The sequence below is a fragment of the Spirosoma horti genome, assembly GCF_054776595.1.
This window is the reverse complement of the sequence record NZ_BAAHBQ010000003.1, coordinates 902,655-923,152: the sequence shown is the minus strand read 5'-3', so window position 1 is coordinate 923,152 and position 20,498 is coordinate 902,655. Positions and strand designations below refer to the sequence as shown.

Annotated in this window: 11 protein-coding genes and 1 pseudogene; 5 read left to right on the top strand and 7 right to left on the bottom strand. The window is 42.9% G+C overall.

From position 1 onward, the window contains the following. Positions 1-3 precede the first annotated feature (3 nt). On the bottom strand, positions 4-3,489 hold the full coding sequence (locus ACYVAM_RS11535) for a patatin-like phospholipase family protein (RefSeq protein WP_461067011.1): 3,486 nt from the start codon (positions 3,487-3,489) through the stop codon (positions 4-6). Between the two features lie 180 nt (positions 3,490-3,669). After that, complete coding sequence (locus ACYVAM_RS11530) at positions 3,670-5,379, bottom strand: hypothetical protein (RefSeq protein WP_461067009.1); 1,710 nt, start codon at positions 5,377-5,379, stop codon at positions 3,670-3,672. Positions 5,380-5,691: 312 nt separating this feature from the next. On the opposite strand from ACYVAM_RS11530, the gene ACYVAM_RS11525 reads away from it, so the two are divergent. From ACYVAM_RS11525 to ACYVAM_RS11515, 3 genes are all read left to right on the top strand, one after another. Continuing rightward, positions 5,692-6,471, top strand: a complete 780-nt coding sequence (locus ACYVAM_RS11525; RefSeq protein WP_461067007.1) for a LysM peptidoglycan-binding domain-containing protein — start codon at positions 5,692-5,694, stop codon at positions 6,469-6,471. A 507-nt stretch (positions 6,472-6,978) separates the two neighbouring features. Beyond that, the gene (locus ACYVAM_RS11520; RefSeq protein ID WP_461067005.1) at positions 6,979-7,800 is read left to right on the top strand and encodes a gasdermin; all 822 of its coding nucleotides are present in this window, start codon (positions 6,979-6,981) and stop codon (positions 7,798-7,800) included. Next, the gene (locus tag ACYVAM_RS11515; protein WP_461067003.1) at positions 7,797-9,950 is read left to right on the top strand and encodes a M48 family metalloprotease; all 2,154 of its coding nucleotides are present in this window, start codon (positions 7,797-7,799) and stop codon (positions 9,948-9,950) included. Before ACYVAM_RS11520 ends, ACYVAM_RS11515 begins: the two co-directional genes overlap by 4 nt. A 148-nt stretch (positions 9,951-10,098) precedes the next feature. Here the strand turns inward: ACYVAM_RS11515 and ACYVAM_RS11510 are convergent, their stop codons facing one another. The 5 genes and pseudogenes from ACYVAM_RS11510 to ACYVAM_RS11490 form a co-directional block, all read right to left on the bottom strand. Next, positions 10,099-10,308, bottom strand: a complete 210-nt coding sequence (locus ACYVAM_RS11510) for an IS1 family transposase (protein ID WP_461067001.1) — start codon at positions 10,306-10,308, stop codon at positions 10,099-10,101. Next, positions 10,292-10,474: pseudogene (locus tag ACYVAM_RS11505) on the bottom strand (hypothetical protein); the annotation flags it as partial. The pseudogene ACYVAM_RS11505 and the gene ACYVAM_RS11510, both read right to left, overlap by 17 nt. A 708-nt stretch (positions 10,475-11,182) precedes the next feature. Next, positions 11,183-13,366, bottom strand: a complete 2,184-nt coding sequence (locus tag ACYVAM_RS11500; RefSeq protein ID WP_461066999.1) for a DUF5916 domain-containing protein — start codon at positions 13,364-13,366, stop codon at positions 11,183-11,185. A 706-nt stretch (positions 13,367-14,072) separates the two neighbouring features. Beyond that, positions 14,073-14,507 carry a hypothetical protein gene (locus tag ACYVAM_RS11495; protein ID WP_461066997.1) on the bottom strand — a complete coding sequence of 145 codons (435 nt, stop codon included), beginning with the start codon at positions 14,505-14,507 and terminating at the stop codon, positions 14,073-14,075. Between the two features lie 159 nt (positions 14,508-14,666). Next, on the bottom strand, positions 14,667-16,802 hold the full coding sequence (locus ACYVAM_RS11490; protein WP_461066995.1) for a sensor histidine kinase: 2,136 nt from the start codon (positions 16,800-16,802) through the stop codon (positions 14,667-14,669). A 683-nt stretch (positions 16,803-17,485) separates the two neighbouring features. Between ACYVAM_RS11490 and ACYVAM_RS11485 the strand changes: the two genes are divergently transcribed. Together ACYVAM_RS11485 and ACYVAM_RS11480 are read left to right on the top strand one after the other, a co-directional pair. Then, on the top strand, positions 17,486-19,120 hold the full coding sequence (locus tag ACYVAM_RS11485; protein WP_461066993.1) for a hypothetical protein: 1,635 nt from the start codon (positions 17,486-17,488) through the stop codon (positions 19,118-19,120). A gap of 266 nt (positions 19,121-19,386) precedes the next feature. Next, on the top strand, positions 19,387-20,439 hold the full coding sequence (locus ACYVAM_RS11480) for a hypothetical protein (protein WP_461066991.1): 1,053 nt from the start codon (positions 19,387-19,389) through the stop codon (positions 20,437-20,439). The last annotated feature ends 59 nt before the right edge of the window (positions 20,440-20,498 follow it).

Below are 20,498 nucleotides of genomic sequence, written 5' to 3'. Positions count from 1 at the left end.
ACTTCAGTAAGTAAAAGTGCTGAACCGGTATAGTCTGAGGGCTTTTTTTACGTCACTTTGGGCAAAAACAAAATCGGCTATGGAGAAACCCAGTTTTCTATAACTCTCAAATTGCTCTTCGTCAAAAAATTGATCTCCGGTAGATTGATGTGGAAACGTTTTGTTATTGGTAGCGTACTCCCGAACATCAACCGGTAAACGATCGTCAACCATAGATGACTTTATGTATAATAATTTACCACTAGGCTCTTTATCTCCGGCATAGGTTATTTGTCCCAATGCATAATCAGTTTTTGAGAATCTACCATTGGTTCTATCCAGGATGTCGGTTAGCTTTATATCAATTTCAGCTCCAAAATCGATTCGGCAACGTCGAATCGCATTAGCCAGCCCTTCGCAGCCAAACTGATCATCTTGTTCAGCGTCGCAAACAACAATGAAGGCGCAACGTCGACGTATCAATTCGTATAATCCCATATTATCAAAGTGCCCCCCATCGGATAAAGCAATAAAATTATTTCGGGTATTGGTTTTTCCAAGGAGGTTGTTGATGATATAGCCTAAGCCAAATTTCGGATCAGCTAAATGCCAAGTATTTTTCCGAGGATTACCAATCCACCGTCCTAGTTGAACATTAAAGACGGTTAATAAAAAAGCAGTCGCCGATGAAGAGTGATAACCCTGATTGGGATTGACGGCTGCTCCTGAAGTGGCCATAGCCGTGCCAATGCTGGGACCACCATCCGTAAACGCATAATGTTCCGTTTGCCGAAAGGCGTAATCGTAGGTTTTAGACATAACATCGGCTGAAGACTTGATCATACTAAAATCAAATCCACAGTAAAGGGGGGAGAATATAAACGACTCAGCCATCCGGTCTTGGCGGGCGAGATCCGATACTTGCGAGGCATTCAGGGCGGTGTTTAGTATAGGGTAGGGACCGTAGTACCCATGCTCATGCTGCATCTTATGCAGTTTTTCGTCGTCCAAATTATCAAAACCTGTAAATGGATTTGCCGTTCGTTGACGGTCCGTGCTTCTACGAGTAGCTCCCAGATAAGCTCTTACCAACCGGTTACGATAAAAATGATACATTGAAAATTCATTGACGCCAATCTGCCTAGCCAGCAGATAAGCAGCCAAAAAGCATAGCGTCATAACACCTAACATTTGTAAGTGCGTAACCTGATGAGTGTCATCAGGTAGTTTCAAACCCAAACGAGTAATAACTTTACCTAAACGAGTAATGACTTTACCGAACTCATTTTGGATAGGTTCAAGTAAACCCGGCAAAAAAATTAACAAACCAAGGGCAAACAGGTAAGGCCCGGCTAAACTGAGTAGATTTAAAAATTTGGACAGAGTACTCTTTCCGCCCGTTTTTTCCGATGTCAGAGTACTAAAGGCGGCTTTTACGGTGGAACCGACCAGGGCAATCCATCCACCTGTGGCTACAATCCCGGCCCACCAGTTAAAAAAAAGAAGATTTACAAAGAAACCTCCTAACAGAGCGGAGGTAGTAATTAAAACCCACAGGAAAGAAATCCGGTGGATGTAAGCCCCGATTCGGCCCCACCATTCTCTTCGTTCATCCGGAAAATATTTACCCAGTAGCGCCATTCGGGTGACTACGGTAATGCTGAATACTTCCAGGGCTAATGGTAAGCCGAAAATAAACTGAAGCTGATCACAAATAAAAACCTCTTTGTTAGATATAATTAAACGGGTATTGGCCTGGTCAATGTGATCAAGGATCGTCCAGGCGGCAACCAGGCTTAAAAGCCCGATTGCTGTCGCAAACAAAGAAGTTACCAGCAATATTAGCCAAGCTCTAATTGAGGAATTTCCGAAACTTCGAATATACTGGTTATAGTTACCTAAACCAGCAACTAAGCATAAAGCCACAAAGGTTAGGACTGGAGAAGGCCACAATGCTTCTAATTTTGAGAGTGTAGTAGTTGGATTTACCCGCGAATACAACCACGCGCTGAGCAGGTAAGCGCCTACAACGCCTATACTGATAATTAATCGGCTTAGTGGTTTGGTATGCTCTCGTCGTAGGCCCACAAAACGTATCTTCTCAGTGGCATACATTTGCATACCCCAACCTGCCAGGAGGGAAACCGGAATTAATAAAATCGCGCTGAATTTCAGTACATACGGCCAGGAGGTATCCTTCCACGAAAAGTCGTGAAGCCACAGTTCATATAATAAATTGCCAAAAAACAGCACACCAAGCAGCAAAAGGAAAATAATGAGCTGATTCATAAGTGTATTTCGCAACCAGGTGATTCCTACCGTCCAGGCATCGGCAGACATAAGGCTGGAACGGGGGGCTAGATAGTTGCTGTACATCCTGAGCCAGCGGATGGGCTTTAATTCTTCCCCTAGAGGATTTGGTGATTTTGCCCCACAAAGGCGATTGGTCACTTTAACCACTGAGCCGTCTCGTTTTATCCAGGCTGCCAACCAACTGCCAATATAGCCTCCCCCCGACACGGTGGAAAGATAATCGAATCTATTAATCAAATTGTGGTTTGCTAACCCCTGCAGTACACCCAAGTTAAAGGTTGCTGATCGAATACCACCACCAGAGAAAGACAACCCATATAAATCCATCTTTTTCCCTTTCTGGAATGGGTCCCGATCTGATGGGTCAGTGATTGTTGTTAGACTTTTAATTCCCGCAAGTTGTCGTTCGTTATTGCGCCAAATCCGATTTTTAAGAATTTCATTTAACTCGGCCTTAAATACTTCCTCAAACGACAAAGGGACCTGTCTTTTTATGAGACATTCCATCCTTTTCGCATCATCCCTTAAGAGTGTTTCGACATCTACATCCGATTCTTCCTCTAACTCTTCACATTTTCGCAGAAGTTTCAATTCCGCAGGGCTCAACAATTTTCTTAGCTCTTGATCCCTTACACTCCACATTTGCAAGATTCGTTGCGCTCTAGCATCTAAACCTCCTCCCCCCAGCGCTAATACAATTTCAATGGGAATGTACTGTAAAGCTAAAGCCAACCGTACACGTTCATCAGGGTACTCATATAAAATATTTTTTATGACATGCCGCCAATTAAACGGAGTAGGATAGGGGCCATATTCATGGAGTAAATCGATTATTCCCTTATGCCAATTGCTCCAGACCCATTTTTGAAGGGCTATACACAAAGTTATGGTATACTCGACCGAAACAGCTTCATCCACCTCTTGTTTGCTGATCCAGACTAGTTCAACCGCTCGTAACCTAAAGCTGTCTTCTTTAGATTTTTTATGTTCGCCGAGATTTACATCTTGCTCTAAGTTAATAAAACCCTGTAGTGTGGCTTCAAATTCTTCTGGTGGTATAGTTAAGACACTGTTTTTTAGATTGTTATTTATCTTATTTGCAGAATCAATCTGAGTAATCGATCCCCTAATAAATGATGTCTGGATAGTGGTAATTATGGATACGGCCCGGGCTGCGAGATCAACAATGGCATTCATTTCATGACGCGATAATAAGGTTAGAAATATGATTCTTTAAATGAAGCTTGCTATTTAGGTAAACTTCAAGTATAGGCGAGTCAACACGGTAGAAACGATAAATCTTAAGCCATACCCATAACCGCCACAATCGGGAATTTCCCGTTTTTGCAAAAATTGGATAGCTGATGTGTCTTTCACTTAAACCGGGATAGCGAGTGCATCCAATCGGGTTAAAATAAAGTCTCGACCGTTCTCATAGAACAGCCTATCAGCGACTTGATCAATCGTCATGGATGCCGGTAGGGCTACTTTAAACTCCTTGAGATATTTCGGAAATTCTTTCAAAAAGCGGTTTTTAAACGTAGCGATGGTCGACACATTGGGACAGCAGTCCAGACCGTCAATCAGACCATCCATGTCCGAGCCAATGCAAAGAGTTTTTCCCAACATTTTCTCAATGGCTGGCACCCCACCAAGCTGTTCGGCCAGTTGGATAGCGTGAAGAACATGCATATAGAATTGACGCGGATGAATAAAGTCTTTGACATTTGTCGGATTTAAATGCAGGACTTTATAGGTATCTAGTCGAACACAATCCGAAAGTCTTTTATCATTTTGTGAGGTATGGCCAAACAGGGGTTCAATTTCAAATTCGGATTCAGAAATGAAATCTGTGTCCGTAACCAGATGTACATCTTTTAATCCATTGGCATTCATACCGACATTGTCCGTGAGGGGACTTTCGTCTTCTTGTTTAAATGTAATTTCGGTATAACCCAGGATACGTTGATCCAAAGACAAGCCAATCAAGCCGCCAGAGTTAAAAATGGCTTCGATGTCTTCGTTGAACAGATTAATTGTGCTGACATTGAAGCCGATGCCATCGAATTTTTTACCGGGTTTCCCCAGCTTAATTTTACGATGAACAACGCCTTGATCGTTGATCAGATTCTTTGAGGAGATGATATAATCTTGAAGGCTGGGCTCATCTAATCGATTGAACCAACAGCCGGTGAAACCAGCGTGTGAGCAGATGATTGGCGAAGTTATGGCTTCCCGATCTCTAAAGGCGTAGAACTGTTTACGAGACAGCCAACTCATGTGCTTTACATCAGGTAAAACTTCCCGCTTATAGAGTTCTTTGGCGATCTTCTCACCCAAGGGTGTAAATCCATTACCAAGGGGTCGTAGGTGATCCTCATGAAAACCGCTCTCCCGAAAGCCGTCAGCGGCGTATGCCTGATTGGCAAATACATTATTGCCGGAATCTATATGAGCAATATTGACAGCAATGACTTTAACGTTGTCCTGAAGGAGTTTATCCAGGTTGGTTGTAATATCGTCTATGGCAGCTTGATCGGTTAGATCTAGGTTTCGGCGTAAGCAGTGAAGCCCCTCAATAGCGAATACAGCATGCAATACGTCAGCATCCGAGGGACTAAAATCAGCAGTTAGTAATTTTTTAATCGTCTGACTGCTGCTATTTTGTCTAAACAGCAGTTCTAAGTCCTTCTCTAAAACAGCAAACGTATCGTTAGTTTGCCCTAATTCCAGAAAACGCTCTTCCAGCAGGATATTGCCAAATTTACCTTGCTTGACGATATCATTAAATCCCTTATTGTCAGTTATTAGTTTAAGAATGCCTCGGTCTGGGGCAAATAGGACTAGCATCGCTAGCTTATAGTTACTCTCATTCAACTGAGTTAAGGAGGCCTGAGAAGCCAGGGAGCTTTCCACGAAGGGGCGCAATAAACACTTGGCTAAAGGGTTGAGGGCAACTAAAAATTCTTTCGTTTGGGTTGTTCTCCAGGGATTGATCGTGGGTAAGCCCGAAGTAGAGACTTCATCGGGATTGGCGAACTGTTTCTTAAGTGAAGGGTGCAGGTGAGAGTCGAAGAAAAAGGCCATATGTTTCTGATTTTTTGGCGGAATATAGTCGCTAATCCCTTGAGAAACACCGGGAAAATTCCCGTTTTCAATCCTCAGAAAACAACTTAGTCTGGCTCTATACATTCACGAAGAGTAAGGTATCAACTCATCCAGTGGTGGCAAAAAACGGGGATTTTCCCCTTGACATAGTCATAAGAAAATCCTTGCTTCACCCTTTTAAAAGCCGTGGGAAAGTATGAAATTATTCATTTCACTCACTGGGCTGTCTGATTCCGGCTAACCTTATTTTGAGGATAGTACTCTGACAAGGTAATCAACACCTATACGACAATGGCACAAATAAGCTCCGTTCACATTGTCTTGGCTGGCGAGACATTAAGCCAGATTGCCAAGAAACATAAAGTTAGTTTGGACGATTTGTTAGAAGCCAATCAACAGATTCAAAATCCGAATCTCATCAAGATTGGGCAGCCGATCAATATACCCAGTTTGGTGGCCCAGGCGAATACCCAGTCTCCGGCTGGGCCACCAATACTGTTTGACGGGATACATCCAGCGCCGGGCACGACCGTCGCCAATCAAGCTAAATACTCAACTCCCCCCCTGACGAACACAGAACTGAATCGGGCACCGGCGAGCTATGATCAAGTAATCAATCAGTTTGCCGTTGGTAATAATCCGCGTCACCTGAAATTTCAGGGCAACACGTTCTGTAATATTTTTCTCTGGGATGTTACCCGGGCAATGGGGGCTGAAATCCCGCATTGGGTTAGTGCGAAGGATGAAATTGCTATTCCATTTAGCGAAGGGGCACGAGAAATCACGATAAATGCGGGTGTCGATTGGTTGCAAAAGCACGGACCTAGCCATGGCTGGCAGCTAACAACGGACAAGGGGGCGCAGGACAATGCAAATCTGGGTAAACCCGCCGTCGTGGTTTGGAAAAATCCGATAATTGGAGGGCATGGGCATACAGCGGTGATTCGTCCGGGTAGCCTCACCGTAAAAGGTCCAATAATTGCCCAAGCAGGTGGCATCAATTTCAATATGGGTCATTTAAAAGATGGGTTTGGCACTAAGTCATCGGTAAAATACTACCGCCACGATTGAGTCGAAGTTGCTTACGTTAAACCACGTGATCATAACTTTACAGTAGGGTTCAATTAAATATTTTAATCGGCACTTAGGAAGGAAGGGGATAATCGGAACGCTGAAATGATTGTATTTGATTCTACGTTCTGACATGCAGTGCGCCAGAAAAGCTACTCTGTCAGTCCTGATATATTGACACATACCTAAGTGTCCAACTCAATCATATCCGGACTTCTCCGGAACGTAAGAAAAGTAGTCTTTATAATCTCTCCATTTTTGAAGCAGACGAATGAAGATTCTATCGTCTTACTTAGGATTGATTCGTTGTACGATCTATTTTTCCTAATCGGTCGTGATTCATGACACGTTAATAGGGGTCTTTATCAATTACTATTTTTTGAACATCATCGCTTTTATGCCACTACCAAACAATCAAAAAAATAATGTAAAAATTTGGAAAATACGCAGGAAGCATGAATATTTATATAAAAAATATAAAATATGATAAACTTATGCAAAGGGGATATGTTACTGGAAACTATCAAAGATACATTTGATGCTAATCCAGTAAGAATACCAGAGGAAAGGCTGCAACCTCTCACGTTGTTAGGCAAAATAAGTAATAAAGCTTATTTTTTAGGTAACATGTACAATATAGAAAATGAAACGTTGTTAGAAGATAAGCCTAATATTAATAAAAGTAAATTAGCAAATGTTTCAAGTAAGAAATCTAAAAAAGTAAACTTAGACATTGGGATAAATATTCTAGACGGATTTTTGAAAGGATTTGGAATAAATGCGAATTTATTTGGTGAGATAAAAAATCACTTTGCAAATGTAAAAAGTTTAAGCTTTTCATTTGATGATGTAAATCGATTCTACATAGAGCCTATCGAGCTATTTAGTTGGTTGCAAAATAAAGATATTATTATCAAGTCTCCCGTTTTACAACCTTTTATGCAAGAAGAAAATAGTTTATATGTAATTGATTCCATAATTACTAGTAAAAGTTTTAGCATTAGCATTGAAAATAAGCTAGATAACAACGTAGAAACTACTATACCAAGTTTACAGAAAATCTTAGCTACTACAGATGTCAAAGTCGAAACAACTTCAGCAAGTCAGACAGGGATAACCTTTAAAGGAAATAAGAATCTCACGTTTGCTTTTTCTTGTTTTAATATCAGTTGGGATAAATCTGGTAAGATAAATACCCTCATGCCAAATACTGAATTAGTAAATCTAGGTTTGGGCAATAATAAAGATTTTTATTACCCTGTAGAAAAAGCTATTTTGTATGATGAAATGTTTTTAATAGAATGGACAAATCAAACGGAAACATTATGAAAGATCGGATAGCACTCACCAAATTGCTCGAGAGTCTTCAAAAGAAATCCTTAGTTGAATTAGGAAATGATCCTTTAACTTCAAATATTGAATCTGACGAAGCTATCTTGGAATTAGCTACACTGCAAGGTTATGGTGATGATGAGAAAATAAAAGCTAATATAAAAGCATCAAAATTATACATTGAGGATTTGATAAAATTATACCCACCTTCGAAGTATCAAGACTACTCTCAGTATACGATTATTTTATATGTGTATAAACAACTTCTTCAATATTCCGATAATTTAGAAGTAAAGCTTCCGCCGCTCCCAGTAATAGGAACTTTACCAATGAGTGAAGTTAATGCGACCGTTTTCACTTTACCTAATGTAAAGGATTACTTAATTATTTTACAAGAAGGTGTAATCCAATTTGCAGATTGTTTTTCAAAGGTTATTGCTTATTGTTTTAACTATGAAGAAATAACTGGAGTTGGACCAGTAATAAACGTTAAAAATATTGATGATGAAATTGATGAAAATAGTATAGCATATATTTATTTTGAAAATTTAATTGACAATTATATATTCAACGGTAATATTAAGGCAACTCTAAGACATGACAGATTTATTGGAGAAGGAGTTGCAAATTCCTTAAGAAATTTTTCTGAAATGTTCGTTCTATCCCATGAAATGGGGCACATTATCAAAAATCATTTAGGGGATAAAGTAAATGAAGTTTGGTTATCATCGTCAGAACAATTAGAAAAAATATCATACAGTCATAACCTAGAGTATGAAGCTGACGAAGTTGCATTAGAGTTGATGCTAATAAATGAAATCCGTCAACCCAGTGGACCGCTGTATAGTACCGCAGGATGCCAAATAATATTAGAAGGTTTCGATATAATTTATAAAACAATTAATTTAGTAAAAAAAGGCAATATTAACAACGTAGAATATCCTGATTCTCATCCGGCTCCAATGTTAAGAAAAGAGAGAATCTTGAGAAAGGCAAATGAAATTTTAATTAATAAAAAAGCTAGACCAGAATTTATAAAAAGTGTTTCGGCATTTTCAGAACAAATAACATTAGCAGTTCAGCAATTATGGAAGATTTATGAGAATAATTTCCATAAAAAGCAAAAAAATAAAATTGCAACGTCGAAAATATGGAATATTGATTTATCAGGAAAGACAATTAACTCATGGAGTGGTTTTACTAATAGTAGTTTCCAAACTATTGAGACAATTGCATCGGGGCTTTTCAGTAATGATTTTTTTAGGCGATCATTTTTTTCATCTTTATTATATAAGCAAACAGATGTCCAATTTTTGTTGCTTCATTCTTTAATAAGTAACATCTCAAATAAAAATAGTGATATTAAGGATTATTGCGAAAAGAATTTACTTAAAATAAATAAAGTATCTAAAATAGATATTGAAGAATTGAGAAAGATTATTGAAAGCAGAGATGGAAATAAAGATAATCTCGAGAATCCATTTTATACAAAGTTTATAGTTGAAGCGAATATTAAACTTTCTCAAATATGTACTAAAAATTTAGATGCTTTGACTGAGAGTGAGTACGAATCATTTATGGTAAAAGTGAAGCATAAAGGAAAAAGAAGTATAAATGTCACTGAATTATTAGGTGATAGTATATATGAAAAGGAAATTGTAAAAATTAACCCTAAATATCTTGAGATTACATCAGAGTATATAATGTGTAAATTAAGTCCAAGACCTCAAAGTAAAGAATTAATTGAAATACTTAAAGGTTTGGATGACTACCAAATGTATCTTTATGATAAACTTGCTTTATATTATATTATCTGCATTAATCTATACCTAACAGACAATCAACATGATGACAAGGTATTTAGATGGATGTTTAATCTTTCTCCAGAAGAAATAATACTTGATTTAATGACTGGTTCAATCATCAATATTGAATTAATTAGCAGTGTAGCAAGCTCTTGTTTAGAAATAATTAATTATAATTATCCATTAAATGATATTAATTTAAACACATATATACAAAAAAAGATGTTCAATGAGAGAGTTTTTCTAAAGTTTTATTTGTGGAATGTCTCACTTTTAGTTAATAGAGCTTTAAAAGTAAATAAGGAAACAGAGATCTATTGGAAAGATTATTTAGATATATAATTTATTTTTATAATAATTTTAATACAGGAAAAGCTATTCAACTATATTACAGGTATCTTTTACAATTAGTACAATACTTTCAGATTGCTGGACATGAGGTTTTTAAATAGAAAAGTAAGCAGTCTTTAATTCACAAACCGGTAGTGGCTTAATTGCGTTGATCGGCAAAGAAAAATTGATTGATGAACAGACCAATTGCTGTGTCGTGAACCAAGATTGATTTCGAATAGCAAATGGTTCGGCGGGTCAATCGTTTTAAGCGCGTTCGGCGGGTTAAATTTTTACGTTCAAGACCTTGCAATGATGCTTTATTAACTAAGTACAAGCGTTGATCTAAGCAATCAAAATAGGCCGACACGGGCCGTCCCGCACCAAGAGTCCATTATCCATCTGATTACCCCAATTTTGGCCCCTTCTAATAATTGTAGTAAGTGGCGAAACGTTTGGTGGGTACGGCCGCACCTGCGGACCGGTCCAAAAACAAAGGCAATAATCCCGCCTGTCACTGCATCTTCCAGACACCACTGCCAACGAGGTTGTTTTTCTTACCCACATACGACCGCCCAGCCTTTAGGTTTGTGTGCTGGCTGAGACTATTCCAAGATTGGATTAGCTTGCTGGCAAGTAGGGTATCTTCGCAGAATCGTGCATAAATCCTCAGCGTACATCCTTTTGTCGCTTATTGGCGACGAATATTATCCGGAAATGTAAACCGCATTAGTGCTTCCAAGTCGAACTGTATTTCCGGTGAGACCGATTCAGAGAAGTCGTATTCGTCGGCCAGATTAATATGATGCCAGGTATTGTATATCGTTCGTCAAAAGTGGAAAGGTGAGGCCGTTGTTAAGTTGTAATAAGAAGAGAAATATTTAGCTGTGTTATCTTTGAAACCGTCCAATAAAAGCTAATTATTGGCCAAAATCGTGAACGACTAAACTGAACGGGTTTATTGAACGCAAAAAATGCCGTTTCCAGCTCCCTCCCTCCTAGTCGATCATCGTTCAGTTAAACGTCCGAATAAAACAGGACAAGACATTTCAAACAAGTTCCTGCATCAGGTTAATCAGCCTGTTGCTCATTAGATGGGGAACACCTAAGTTGTCCGAAAACTTACGAAGCAATAAACTGGGGAGAAACAAGTAGCAGCACCCACGTCTTTCGAGTGCAAACTGACCGCATGCCTTTGAAAAAGGAAAAGTGCTCGAAATATCCCATCAATCAAAAGGCTCACCCTACACATTCAGCCAGTAGGAGAGCTTAACGACTAAAGCCCGGTTTTTGCTGGCCAGGGAGCCAGGCAGGTAATTTTCCTGATAAACAATAAACAGGTCCGAAACAGGCGCGTAACGCCATTGAAGCCGGGCATTCAGGTTAACGTTGTTGGTCTGATTGTTGAATTGCATAAACGTAGTCAGAAATACCTTGCGGCTGAAAGTCAGATCGGCGCGAGGACCAAGCAGTAAGTAACGCACTGATTTGAAAGGTTCCGGCAAGCGAATGTCATTGTACTCAGCCGATAGGCTCAAGGCACCATAGGGCTGAAACCGGTACTGAGTCGTAGCCACGATATTGGCGTTGGTACCATTAAAGTAGCGACCTAAATTCCCGTCGATTTGGGCGTTCAGGCGCTTGCGCTGATCAGAGCCATAATGCCCAAAAAAGCCCCTAATCCGGTAGCTTGTGTTTTCGGCTAGTTGGCGACCATCCGAGTTGGTTGGATCGTAGGCAAAAAACAGGTACGTATAACCCGTAAAGTACCCAGCGTAGGCATTGGCCGTATTCCTGAACTGTACCGAGTAGCCATAATTTGTTTCACGGTCAGTAATCCGGCCATCGGCATTTTGGATCAGGCTGCCACTGAGGTAGGTTCCATGCGAAATGACGTGGCGGGTTCCTGGAACATAAAACGTCGTTGTGGTTTCGCCACCGTAGCGCCCATATCCCAAACGGGGCACATAGCCAATGTCATTGACTAGATAGTTGGTGCCGATATTTTCGTAAGAGCCGATGGCCGAAAAATTCCGACTGGTGTAACCCAAGTTTGCTCCATAGGTATGGGCATCCCTGAGTTTATAGGGCTTGATGGCCTGGTGATAAAAGAGCTTACCTGTCCACCGATTGTTGGCCGTCTGGAGGTTGTAGTCCAGCCCGCCGATACGCGTAAACTGGCTACTGTCCGCTCGCTGGCCCACGCCCTGACGATTCACTAAAATCGCAGCTAGGTTCGATCGGCCCAACACTTGACGTTGTACGACAGCTACCGTATAGTTTTCACCCGAAATACCTTTGTCGATTTGTTGCGCCGTTTGGGTATTGAGCAACCCAACGCGCCAGCTTTTGCCTACTTTTCCGCTGAGCCTGACGCCATAAAAAAGTGGGTTCTGAATGATAAGGCCCGTGCTGGTATCACGTCCGATACCAATCCGCCGACTGAAAAACGGCCGTGACCGAGACGAACCGAAATTAGCAAACAAATCCTGGTTTTCGATAAAAAACTGTCTCCGTTCGGGATAAAAAAGCTCGAATCGGCTCAGGTTTGTCACTTGCTGATCGGCTTCTACCTGCGAGAAATCAGGGTTTACCGTCAAATCGAGGTTCAAGGAAGGAGTAATCCCAATTTTAGCGTCGAAGCCAATACCACCGGTAAATGTCTGCTTTCCCCCTTCATTGCGTGTATCGATGAAACGGCCACTGAGGTAGGGGATAATGGACAGATTGGGGCCCGGAGCGGGAAGTGGTGTGGCGAAATGGATGGTATCGGCAAACGCCAGCGACGAAGGCGATTGGGCAACGGGCACCCGTTTCCAGGCCGATCGCTGGTTATTTTTGACATCGTTTCGCACAAAGTTGGCCAGCATGTACCGCGCCCCGATTGGATACCGAATGGTTTTGAGCGGAATCATCATTTCACCCTGCCACCGGTCGGCAAACACTTTGACGGCTGATCGCCATTTGTTATCCCATTCAGGGGCCACTTGTTCGCCATTGAAGATCTGCCCTTCCCGCTCCACACCCAGCGGAGTCAGCTGAAAGGTGAAGCCATTCAGACGGTCACCAAAAGGGTCGATGTAGGCCGAAAAGTTGTCGTTCGTATCCCACATAAAATCCCGCTTGAGCGAACTGGCAATAAAGGATTTATCCCGGTTTTTATCGTAACAGACAACGGCCAGATACAGGAAATGGGTATCGTAGCTCATCCGAACTTCAGTACGGTTATAAGCCGGCAGGGTATCGTTGGGAAAATTCTGGGTGAAATTGCCAGCGATCCTAGCCCGTTGCCAGACCCCTTCTGATAGGTCGCCGTCGATATGGATTAATGAATCGGTGGATGTAACAGGCAGCGACTGGGCCAAGCTCTTAATGGGCACAATCAGCCCCATCAACAGAAAAAAAAGCCGACCAAGATACGGAAGCATAAGTGGGTGTTCATAAGGCAGACAAAGCTACGGCACCTACCGTCATTCGCAAACCACTTCTGATTTTTATAGGGATCTGATTCAATTAATTAACCAAACTCAATTCATGAAAACCTTTAACCCTGGTTATGAAGGAAGCACTTTTAACCGGAAAACCCATCTACACAAAATGGCTTTACAAGCAAAGGTCAATACGAACGATTGTATTTAGCAGATTAGTTAAAAAAAGAGGTTTTCTTATCTTCTATCGTCACAAAACGTCCGATTCATTTTAGGGCAGGACACTTGCGAAAACTGTCTCTCAAACTCAACTCCTCACGGAAAATGAGACGTTGATTCGTGGTACTGTCACCAGGATTGGTATAAACCCGTTCTACTTGTTGAGCGAGTGAGCGGACTGAAACCAGCCCCATCAGGATAAACCCGATTAATTTTCGGATGCTGTATGGGAGGGTCAACCGCATAAAACCTTAAGCTGATGGCTTTTTAGCGAAAGTAGATACGCCTATAAAGATGAAGTGGTTAAGCTGAATTGTCCAAGTTAAGATTTGTTAAATGTAAGAAAGGCGCTCAACTGGTCTCCTCTCAAGTTAGGCTCCTACTTGAGATGTGTATTTTCTGTTCGTAGACAGCCTGTTCATTAAAGAAGTAAAGAATTGAATAGATCCTAATAGGCTTTTGGTAAGTATGCTTTTTTACAATTCATCTATTTATCCCTATTAAGCGATGAAGCATTGTAGGTGCTCAAGTAATACTCTTCTGCTTTAACGAACAGGATTGAATTAACTAGTACAAAAGCCATTACGAACCAGAAGCCATACCTCATACTTAACCAAGTTGAACCGCCCCAAGTATGAGCTAATAGTACAAAGAGGGCGAAGGTTTTCAGATATTTACGAGGGATATAATACCCAGTAATGCCAATAGTAATGAGCCAAATGAAGCAAATAACAAAGACTCCTGACACATGGTGAGCCATTAAAAAAGCCCCAAATGGATTGCCTTCATTAGCGGCTGTCAAGTTTCCTTGCCAATATTCTTTAGGCTGATGAGTAATGGTGATGATCTCATCGAACAAACACGCCCAATAAGCGGGCACAAGCAGGATAAATCGGTTCTTTAGCTTTTGCGATACGCTCATACAATCTGGTTATAACCGTGCCGATCTGTTAGTTAAAGTTAAACAATTGTGTTTACTACTATTTTGTGATCTGTCTCTTCAAAGGCTCCAAAGTGAGACGATGGAGCCTTCATCTATCTGTTCATAAATTCGGGCGTTTTTTTGAGATAGTACACTCGCTTAACTCAAAGCCGGTAATTGAATCACAAACGCGGTACCTTCTCCCTCCTGGCTTTCCACCGTCAGGCTCCCCCCGTGACCTTTGGTGACAATATCATAACTCAAGCTCAAGCCCAGTCCCGTTCCTTCCCCAGTGGGCTTGGTGGTAAAAAAGGGTTGAAAGATTTTGGCCTTTACCGACTGGGGTATACCTGTTCCGTTATCATTAACCCGTATCTCAACGCTTTTTTCTGTCTTTGCTGTACGGAGGGTAACCCTAGGCTGATAGGCTGAGTCTGCCTGCTTCTGGCGTTCCCGTACGGCATAGAAAGCGTTATTGAACAGATTCAGCAACACCCGCCCGATTTCCTGAGGAACGAGCTCGACGCTGCTCAGAGTAGGATCAAACTGGGTCACCAGTTCGCAGCTAAAGTTTTTGTCTTTAGCTCTGAGTCCCTGAAAAGACAAGCGGAGATACTCGTCGGCCAGGGCGTTGAGGTCGGTGGGCTCAACTTCTCCCGTTGTCGGGCGGGAATGGGCCAGCATCCCCTTAATGATGGAAGCGGCCCGACTACCGTGTTGGGTGATCTTCAGCAGATTTTGTTTTAAGTCCCCCAAAATTTCAGCTTCCACTTCTGGGTCACGCTGGGGATTATGTTGCTCGGCTTCCAGCTCTTCGACCAGTTCGGTGGATACCTCCGAGAAGTTGTTGACGAAGTTCAGTGGGTTCTGAATCTCGTGGGCGATACCGGCCGTCAGTTCGCCCAGGCTGGCGAGTTTCTCTTTCTGAATGAGTTGGGCTTGAGAGGCTTTTAACTCGGCAGTACGGGCCTCGACCTGTTGTTCGAGGAGCTGATTTTGCGTCGCCAGTATCGCTCGCTTTTCTTCCGTGATCTGCACGACCGCAGCCGCTTTCGCTCGGTCCTCAGCGAGGATTTCTTTAAACCGTAAGGCCACATAAACCAGGAACGAGAGGGGTATGGCGGATGAATAAGCAGTACCCAGAATTATTATAAAGATGCCTCGAAGCAAACTTTGCGGAACTAGAATCGAGTTGAGCACAAAGAGTAGCGCAAATACGAAAGCCAGTATAATGCCCATTACAATGGACCTAGGTGCTCCATGCAATTTATTCCGAAAAGAAATTATTACGTACAGTAAAAACAGTAATTCCAGGGCAAAGGCGAGCGTACTGATATAAATAGGGCCAATAACCGTATCAATGACAAAGGCCACTACAGGCAGCAGAAACAGGCCTATTGTAAATCGTTTTATGTGAGGATGGCCAACTATGCGTAGCAGGATGACTGGCAAAAGTGCTACCGTCAAAAACGTCAGGATGTCCGATAAACGATAACTGCTGAAGGTAAGTGGTGAGAGTTTAGCAAGATTTAACATATTAATTGACCCATTGAGTGCCGTCAGCGTGCACTGAATGGCCAGTAGCCGAAGACTTGGTTGGTCTCCGACCTGTTGAAAGACCAATAGCCATAGGAGTAAACTAGTAAATAAGGCAGCGGCAAACTGTAATGTATAGGCAAGCGAAGCGAGCGGTCCTATTTTAGTAACAGAAGCTTGGTATTTGGGGCCCACCAGCCGTAATGCTTGATCAACAGGAGCGTCTATTTCGGATTTAAGCTTAGTTAAGGAAAAGGGAGCTTTATAATCCACAATATGTAACGAGATCAGATATTCACGCCCTGGGACTAACGGTACGGAAGTAGGCGATTGATCAATAAAATAATAATCGTGATAGGGCTCACCCTTCGCTCCCGTACTCCCATAGGAGGCCAATAGGTTTCCATCTATATACAAGTCCACAGCCGACCAAGTGCTTTTTCGAAACCACACCGGCATGTTCTTGAAGGTAGAATCCAGTTTCAGTCGTAGGCGGAACCAGCCCTCCACTCGGCCCGTTTTATCCACGTCTTTTATAGACAGTTCAGTAGGTTTTCGCTTGCGCCAACTGGACGTATTAAGCCCGGGACTAGCCCAAGCTGGATTGTTGCCTGGCTGATAGACCCAGCCGTCTGCGGAAGCCAGAAAGATTTGCTGTTCGGCATTAAACATCGCGGTGTCAAGCACCAGGGTAGAATCCTGGGCCAGTGAATTCGTCAGGCTTAAGCATCCGAGCAGTAAGGCAATCAGGAATCTCATAATATTCGATTGGGTGGATATGGAGCCTCAACTATTGGTTCATTTGGCCTTTTTGCTTAGGACTCTCCCTAAACTAAGAAAAACCTTCTAAAAAGTAAGAGCTCTTACCGAAGATTTACTAACCCCGGCTTAACAAAAGTATTGGGTTGCTGCCCTCAACGCCTAACACGTTTGAGCCACTTCCTGTCAATTTTAAGCCGGTTTGAGGGATGACCTGCAGGGTCATGTTGATGAATAAGCAGCATTGTTGCGGGCTGGGAGAAAATGAGGCAAGATTAACAAGGGCGAACTGGAGCGTATGTGACTGATGGCATTGGACAGGTAGTAAATAATCTCTGTCTCGAAAAAACGCTCCTATGCGAGACTGAGTAACGATATTAAATATGACCCTAATTGGGCTTTTAAGGAGACATTTTCATTGCCTTAATGATGAGTTGGCTCACTATCGCTCTATTTAAACCAATTTCGAAAAGATGATCCTTATTTTTTATCAATTGAGCTATTCTTGACTCACCTTTCTTTCGCATCTCCTATGAAGTCAAAAAGGGAGACTAGCTCGCCATAAAAAGTGCCCTCAACGCAGATTGCCCAACTATCAGCACCGGATCCAATGCCTAATGGCAGTGTCCTTTGTTAATTTACTCTGTTGTAGATGCTCATTAACCAGTAACCTTAAGTCTAGTATGAAACTCATCTTTACGCTGTTTGCCTTGCTCGTTACGGGGGGAGCACTCCTGGCTCAGTCACCCACAAATTATACCGCCACTTCCCCTAACGTCGATTCACCAGGCTCCTTCAATACACTCGTCGGACCCCAGGCAGGCAATTCGATTACGACGGGCACTCAGAACAGTTTTTTTGGCACCTATGCTGGTTTTAACACTACGACAGGATCGAGCAATGTGGCCATAGGATCAGCAGCTGGTCAAGGCAATGTCAAAGGCAGCTTCAATGTGGCGTTAGGCGATTCGGCAGGCTACAACAATAGTGTATCGAATAATGTCTTTGTGGGTAGTAAAGCGGGTTATCAGAACACGAGTGGGGCGCTTAATTCATTCGTGGGCACTTACGCAGGCCGGGCTAATACGATCGGTAGTAATAACACCTTTGTGGGCAATTACGCAGGCTACCAGAACACCTATGGTTCTGGTAACAGCTTTATTGGTAGTCAGGCCGGATTGAATACCACCACTGGTGGTGATAACAGCTTTATTGGCCAGCAAGCAGGCTACCAGAACACGACGGGTAATCAGAATAGTTTTATGGGTACTCAAACCGGGTACTTCAACACCACGGGTCAGCAAAATACGTTTATGGGCTACAATGCGGGCTACTCCAACACGACGGGCTCTTCGAACAGTTTCATCGGTTATCTGGCAGGATACTCCAACACCACTAGCCGGGAAAACAGCTTCATCGGTGCCACGGCGGGGTATTATAACACGACGGGCTCGTCGAACACCTTCATGGGCTATGGGGCGGGTGGCCATAACACAATGGGCTCGTCAAACAGCTTTATGGGCGATTATGCGGGCGAGAACAATACGACCGGTAGCAGTAACAGTTTTGTGGGCTATCGAGCCGGCTTCCAAAACACGACAGGAGGAAGTAACACCTTTTTAGGTTATCAAGCGGGTTATAACGTGACCACCGGTAGCCACAACATCATCATTGGTCCCACCTCAGGGACAACCATTACCACCAGTGACGACAACGTGTTGATGGGGTATAATAGCCAGGCGGCTGAAGGCATCTTCAATGGGATCGCCATTGGTGCCAACAGTCGGGTGGCCAGCAGTAACTCGATGATTCTGGGCAATGGGGTAAACGTAGGCATTGGCACCTGTGCGCCAACAGCCCGGCTTCATGTGCGGAGTGAACAGGCTGATGAGTCAGGCGTCCGACTGGAACAATTGACTAGCCAAAGTCCAACCACACTGGTCACTGACCAATTCCTGACGGTCAACTGGGCCGGCGATGTCGTTAAAGCCCGGTATCAACTGCGGATCAGCGACGCTTCGAAGTGGAGTGACAAGGTATTCAGCCCAGGCTATAGGCTTCGTTCATTGGGCTCGGTGGCGCGTTTTGTTAAACAAAATGGTCATTTGCCAGGCGTTCCCTCCGCAGATCAGGTGGCCAAAGACGGCGTTGAGCTGGTGAAGCTGAACGCGTTGCTACTGGAGAAAGTGGAGGAACTAACCTTATATAGCATTGACCTAGAAAAAAAAACCAGTAAGCAGGCAACCATCAACCAACAACATCAGGCAAAAATTGAGCACTTAGAGCACTTAGTCAAACAGCTTCTGGAAAAGAAGTAATGCATGGCAATCAAGACGAGGCTTACCTCCGTTTCATAGTTAAAAACGCTTTATTCCTTTAACGTCTCAAAATAAAGCTCCTAGGGGGAGACGAATGGGTTCTCATAGGTCTACTTCTTAATTGAGGCGTTTTTAATAACTGTCAGCGACTATCTGTAACATACGAAGAAAGCAAAGTGAACTGAACCGGTAACCACATTTCCTCTTGCCCCCTTAATTTGCAACAAGTAGGGCAGGATTCTATGTCTATTTTGTTAGCTAACTTAATGTCCAAACAAAACCCGATGGTGCAGATTTATATCTTTTCGCTCTATAATACGCTTATGAACCCCTTACGTGGCAAACATGCTAGCTACTATGGCTATAAGCCAATCAATCCTCGTTTTTTATGTGTCGTTCTGGGCTTTTTCGGTTTAGCCTTGACAAGCTGTGATCCCAAATCGGCTGAGGTTAACCCAGCCGAACCCCTTCCCCCCCTGCTGCAGGTTCGTGCTCAACCCGACTCGCTGCTTATCTTGCCTGATGGCCTTGACTTTTCGGTTATCTCTAAGGCGGGTCAGGGACCAAGCGGCACGCTAATTCGCTGTAATTTACTCGGTTCGCCCAGTGATAACTTTACCGCCTATACCTTCGATCAACAGAGCCGTTTGATCGGTAGTTGTGAGCAGACTAGTTTTGGCTACGACGAGCTCAGACTAGTGCACTACCAGGGGACCTATATTGACCAGGTATATACCGGATTTGACCACCATCGTCGAGTCGTAAGCCCCAGAATGGTTGACGCCATCGGTTGGCTGAGTAAGTACGAGTATGATAGCCAGCGTCGACTGGCCCAGGTCTTAGTCTATGAGAATGTGGCTGGACAGTTCAAGCTTAACCATAGGATTCACTACCAATACAATGGAACTGGTCAGTTGCAGCTAACCCGAGATACGTCGGGTTTGGCTTTTGGCTCTAACCTGAGTTATCAAGGTGACTACCCGGTTGAGGTCCGCTATTGGGAAAATGGCGATGTATATCAAACGGAGTTATATCAGCCTAACCAGCCACCCATTAAGCCCGCACGTCGGGTCTTTTACAACCAAGTAACCAACCCCCGAGCCCCGTTGCATCTGTGGCCACAAAACGTGCTGACGGCCCATTATCCCATCGGGACGGGCGTTAGCAATCTTGACCTGGAAGCTTACCAATACCGGTATAACTATGACTTGCAAGGACGCTTATCGAGTGTTCAGCAGCGCAGTGTGATCGACTACGCTGGTACTGGCATCCTCTGGACAGATTGGTCTTATAGAGAGGAGTTTATTTATGCTCCTTAAGCCCTATGGTTTATCCAGAAAAGAAGGTCTTATTGTCGTTATCTATTCTAGGTTCGTCC

Excerpts from the sequence above, each read along its gene's own strand:
- ACYVAM_RS11535 (WP_461067011.1), bottom strand. The coding sequence starts at position 3,489 with ATGAATGCCATTGTTGATCTCGCAGCCCGGGCCGTATCCATAATTACC.
- ACYVAM_RS11530 (WP_461067009.1), bottom strand. The coding sequence starts at position 5,379 with ATGGCCTTTTTCTTCGACTCTCACCTGCACCCTTCACTTAAGAAACAG.
- ACYVAM_RS11525 (WP_461067007.1), top strand. The coding sequence starts at position 5,692 with ATGGCACAAATAAGCTCCGTTCACATTGTCTTGGCTGGCGAGACATTA.
- ACYVAM_RS11520 (WP_461067005.1), top strand. The coding sequence starts at position 6,979 with ATGTTACTGGAAACTATCAAAGATACATTTGATGCTAATCCAGTAAGA.
- ACYVAM_RS11515 (WP_461067003.1), top strand. The coding sequence starts at position 7,797 with ATGAAAGATCGGATAGCACTCACCAAATTGCTCGAGAGTCTTCAAAAG.
- ACYVAM_RS11500 (WP_461066999.1), bottom strand. The coding sequence starts at position 13,366 with ATGCTTCCGTATCTTGGTCGGCTTTTTTTTCTGTTGATGGGGCTGATT.
- ACYVAM_RS11495 (WP_461066997.1), bottom strand. The coding sequence starts at position 14,507 with ATGAGCGTATCGCAAAAGCTAAAGAACCGATTTATCCTGCTTGTGCCC.
- ACYVAM_RS11490 (WP_461066995.1), bottom strand. The coding sequence starts at position 16,802 with ATGAGATTCCTGATTGCCTTACTGCTCGGATGCTTAAGCCTGACGAAT.
- ACYVAM_RS11485 (WP_461066993.1), top strand. The coding sequence starts at position 17,486 with ATGAAACTCATCTTTACGCTGTTTGCCTTGCTCGTTACGGGGGGAGCA.
- ACYVAM_RS11480 (WP_461066991.1), top strand. The coding sequence starts at position 19,387 with ATGTCCAAACAAAACCCGATGGTGCAGATTTATATCTTTTCGCTCTAT.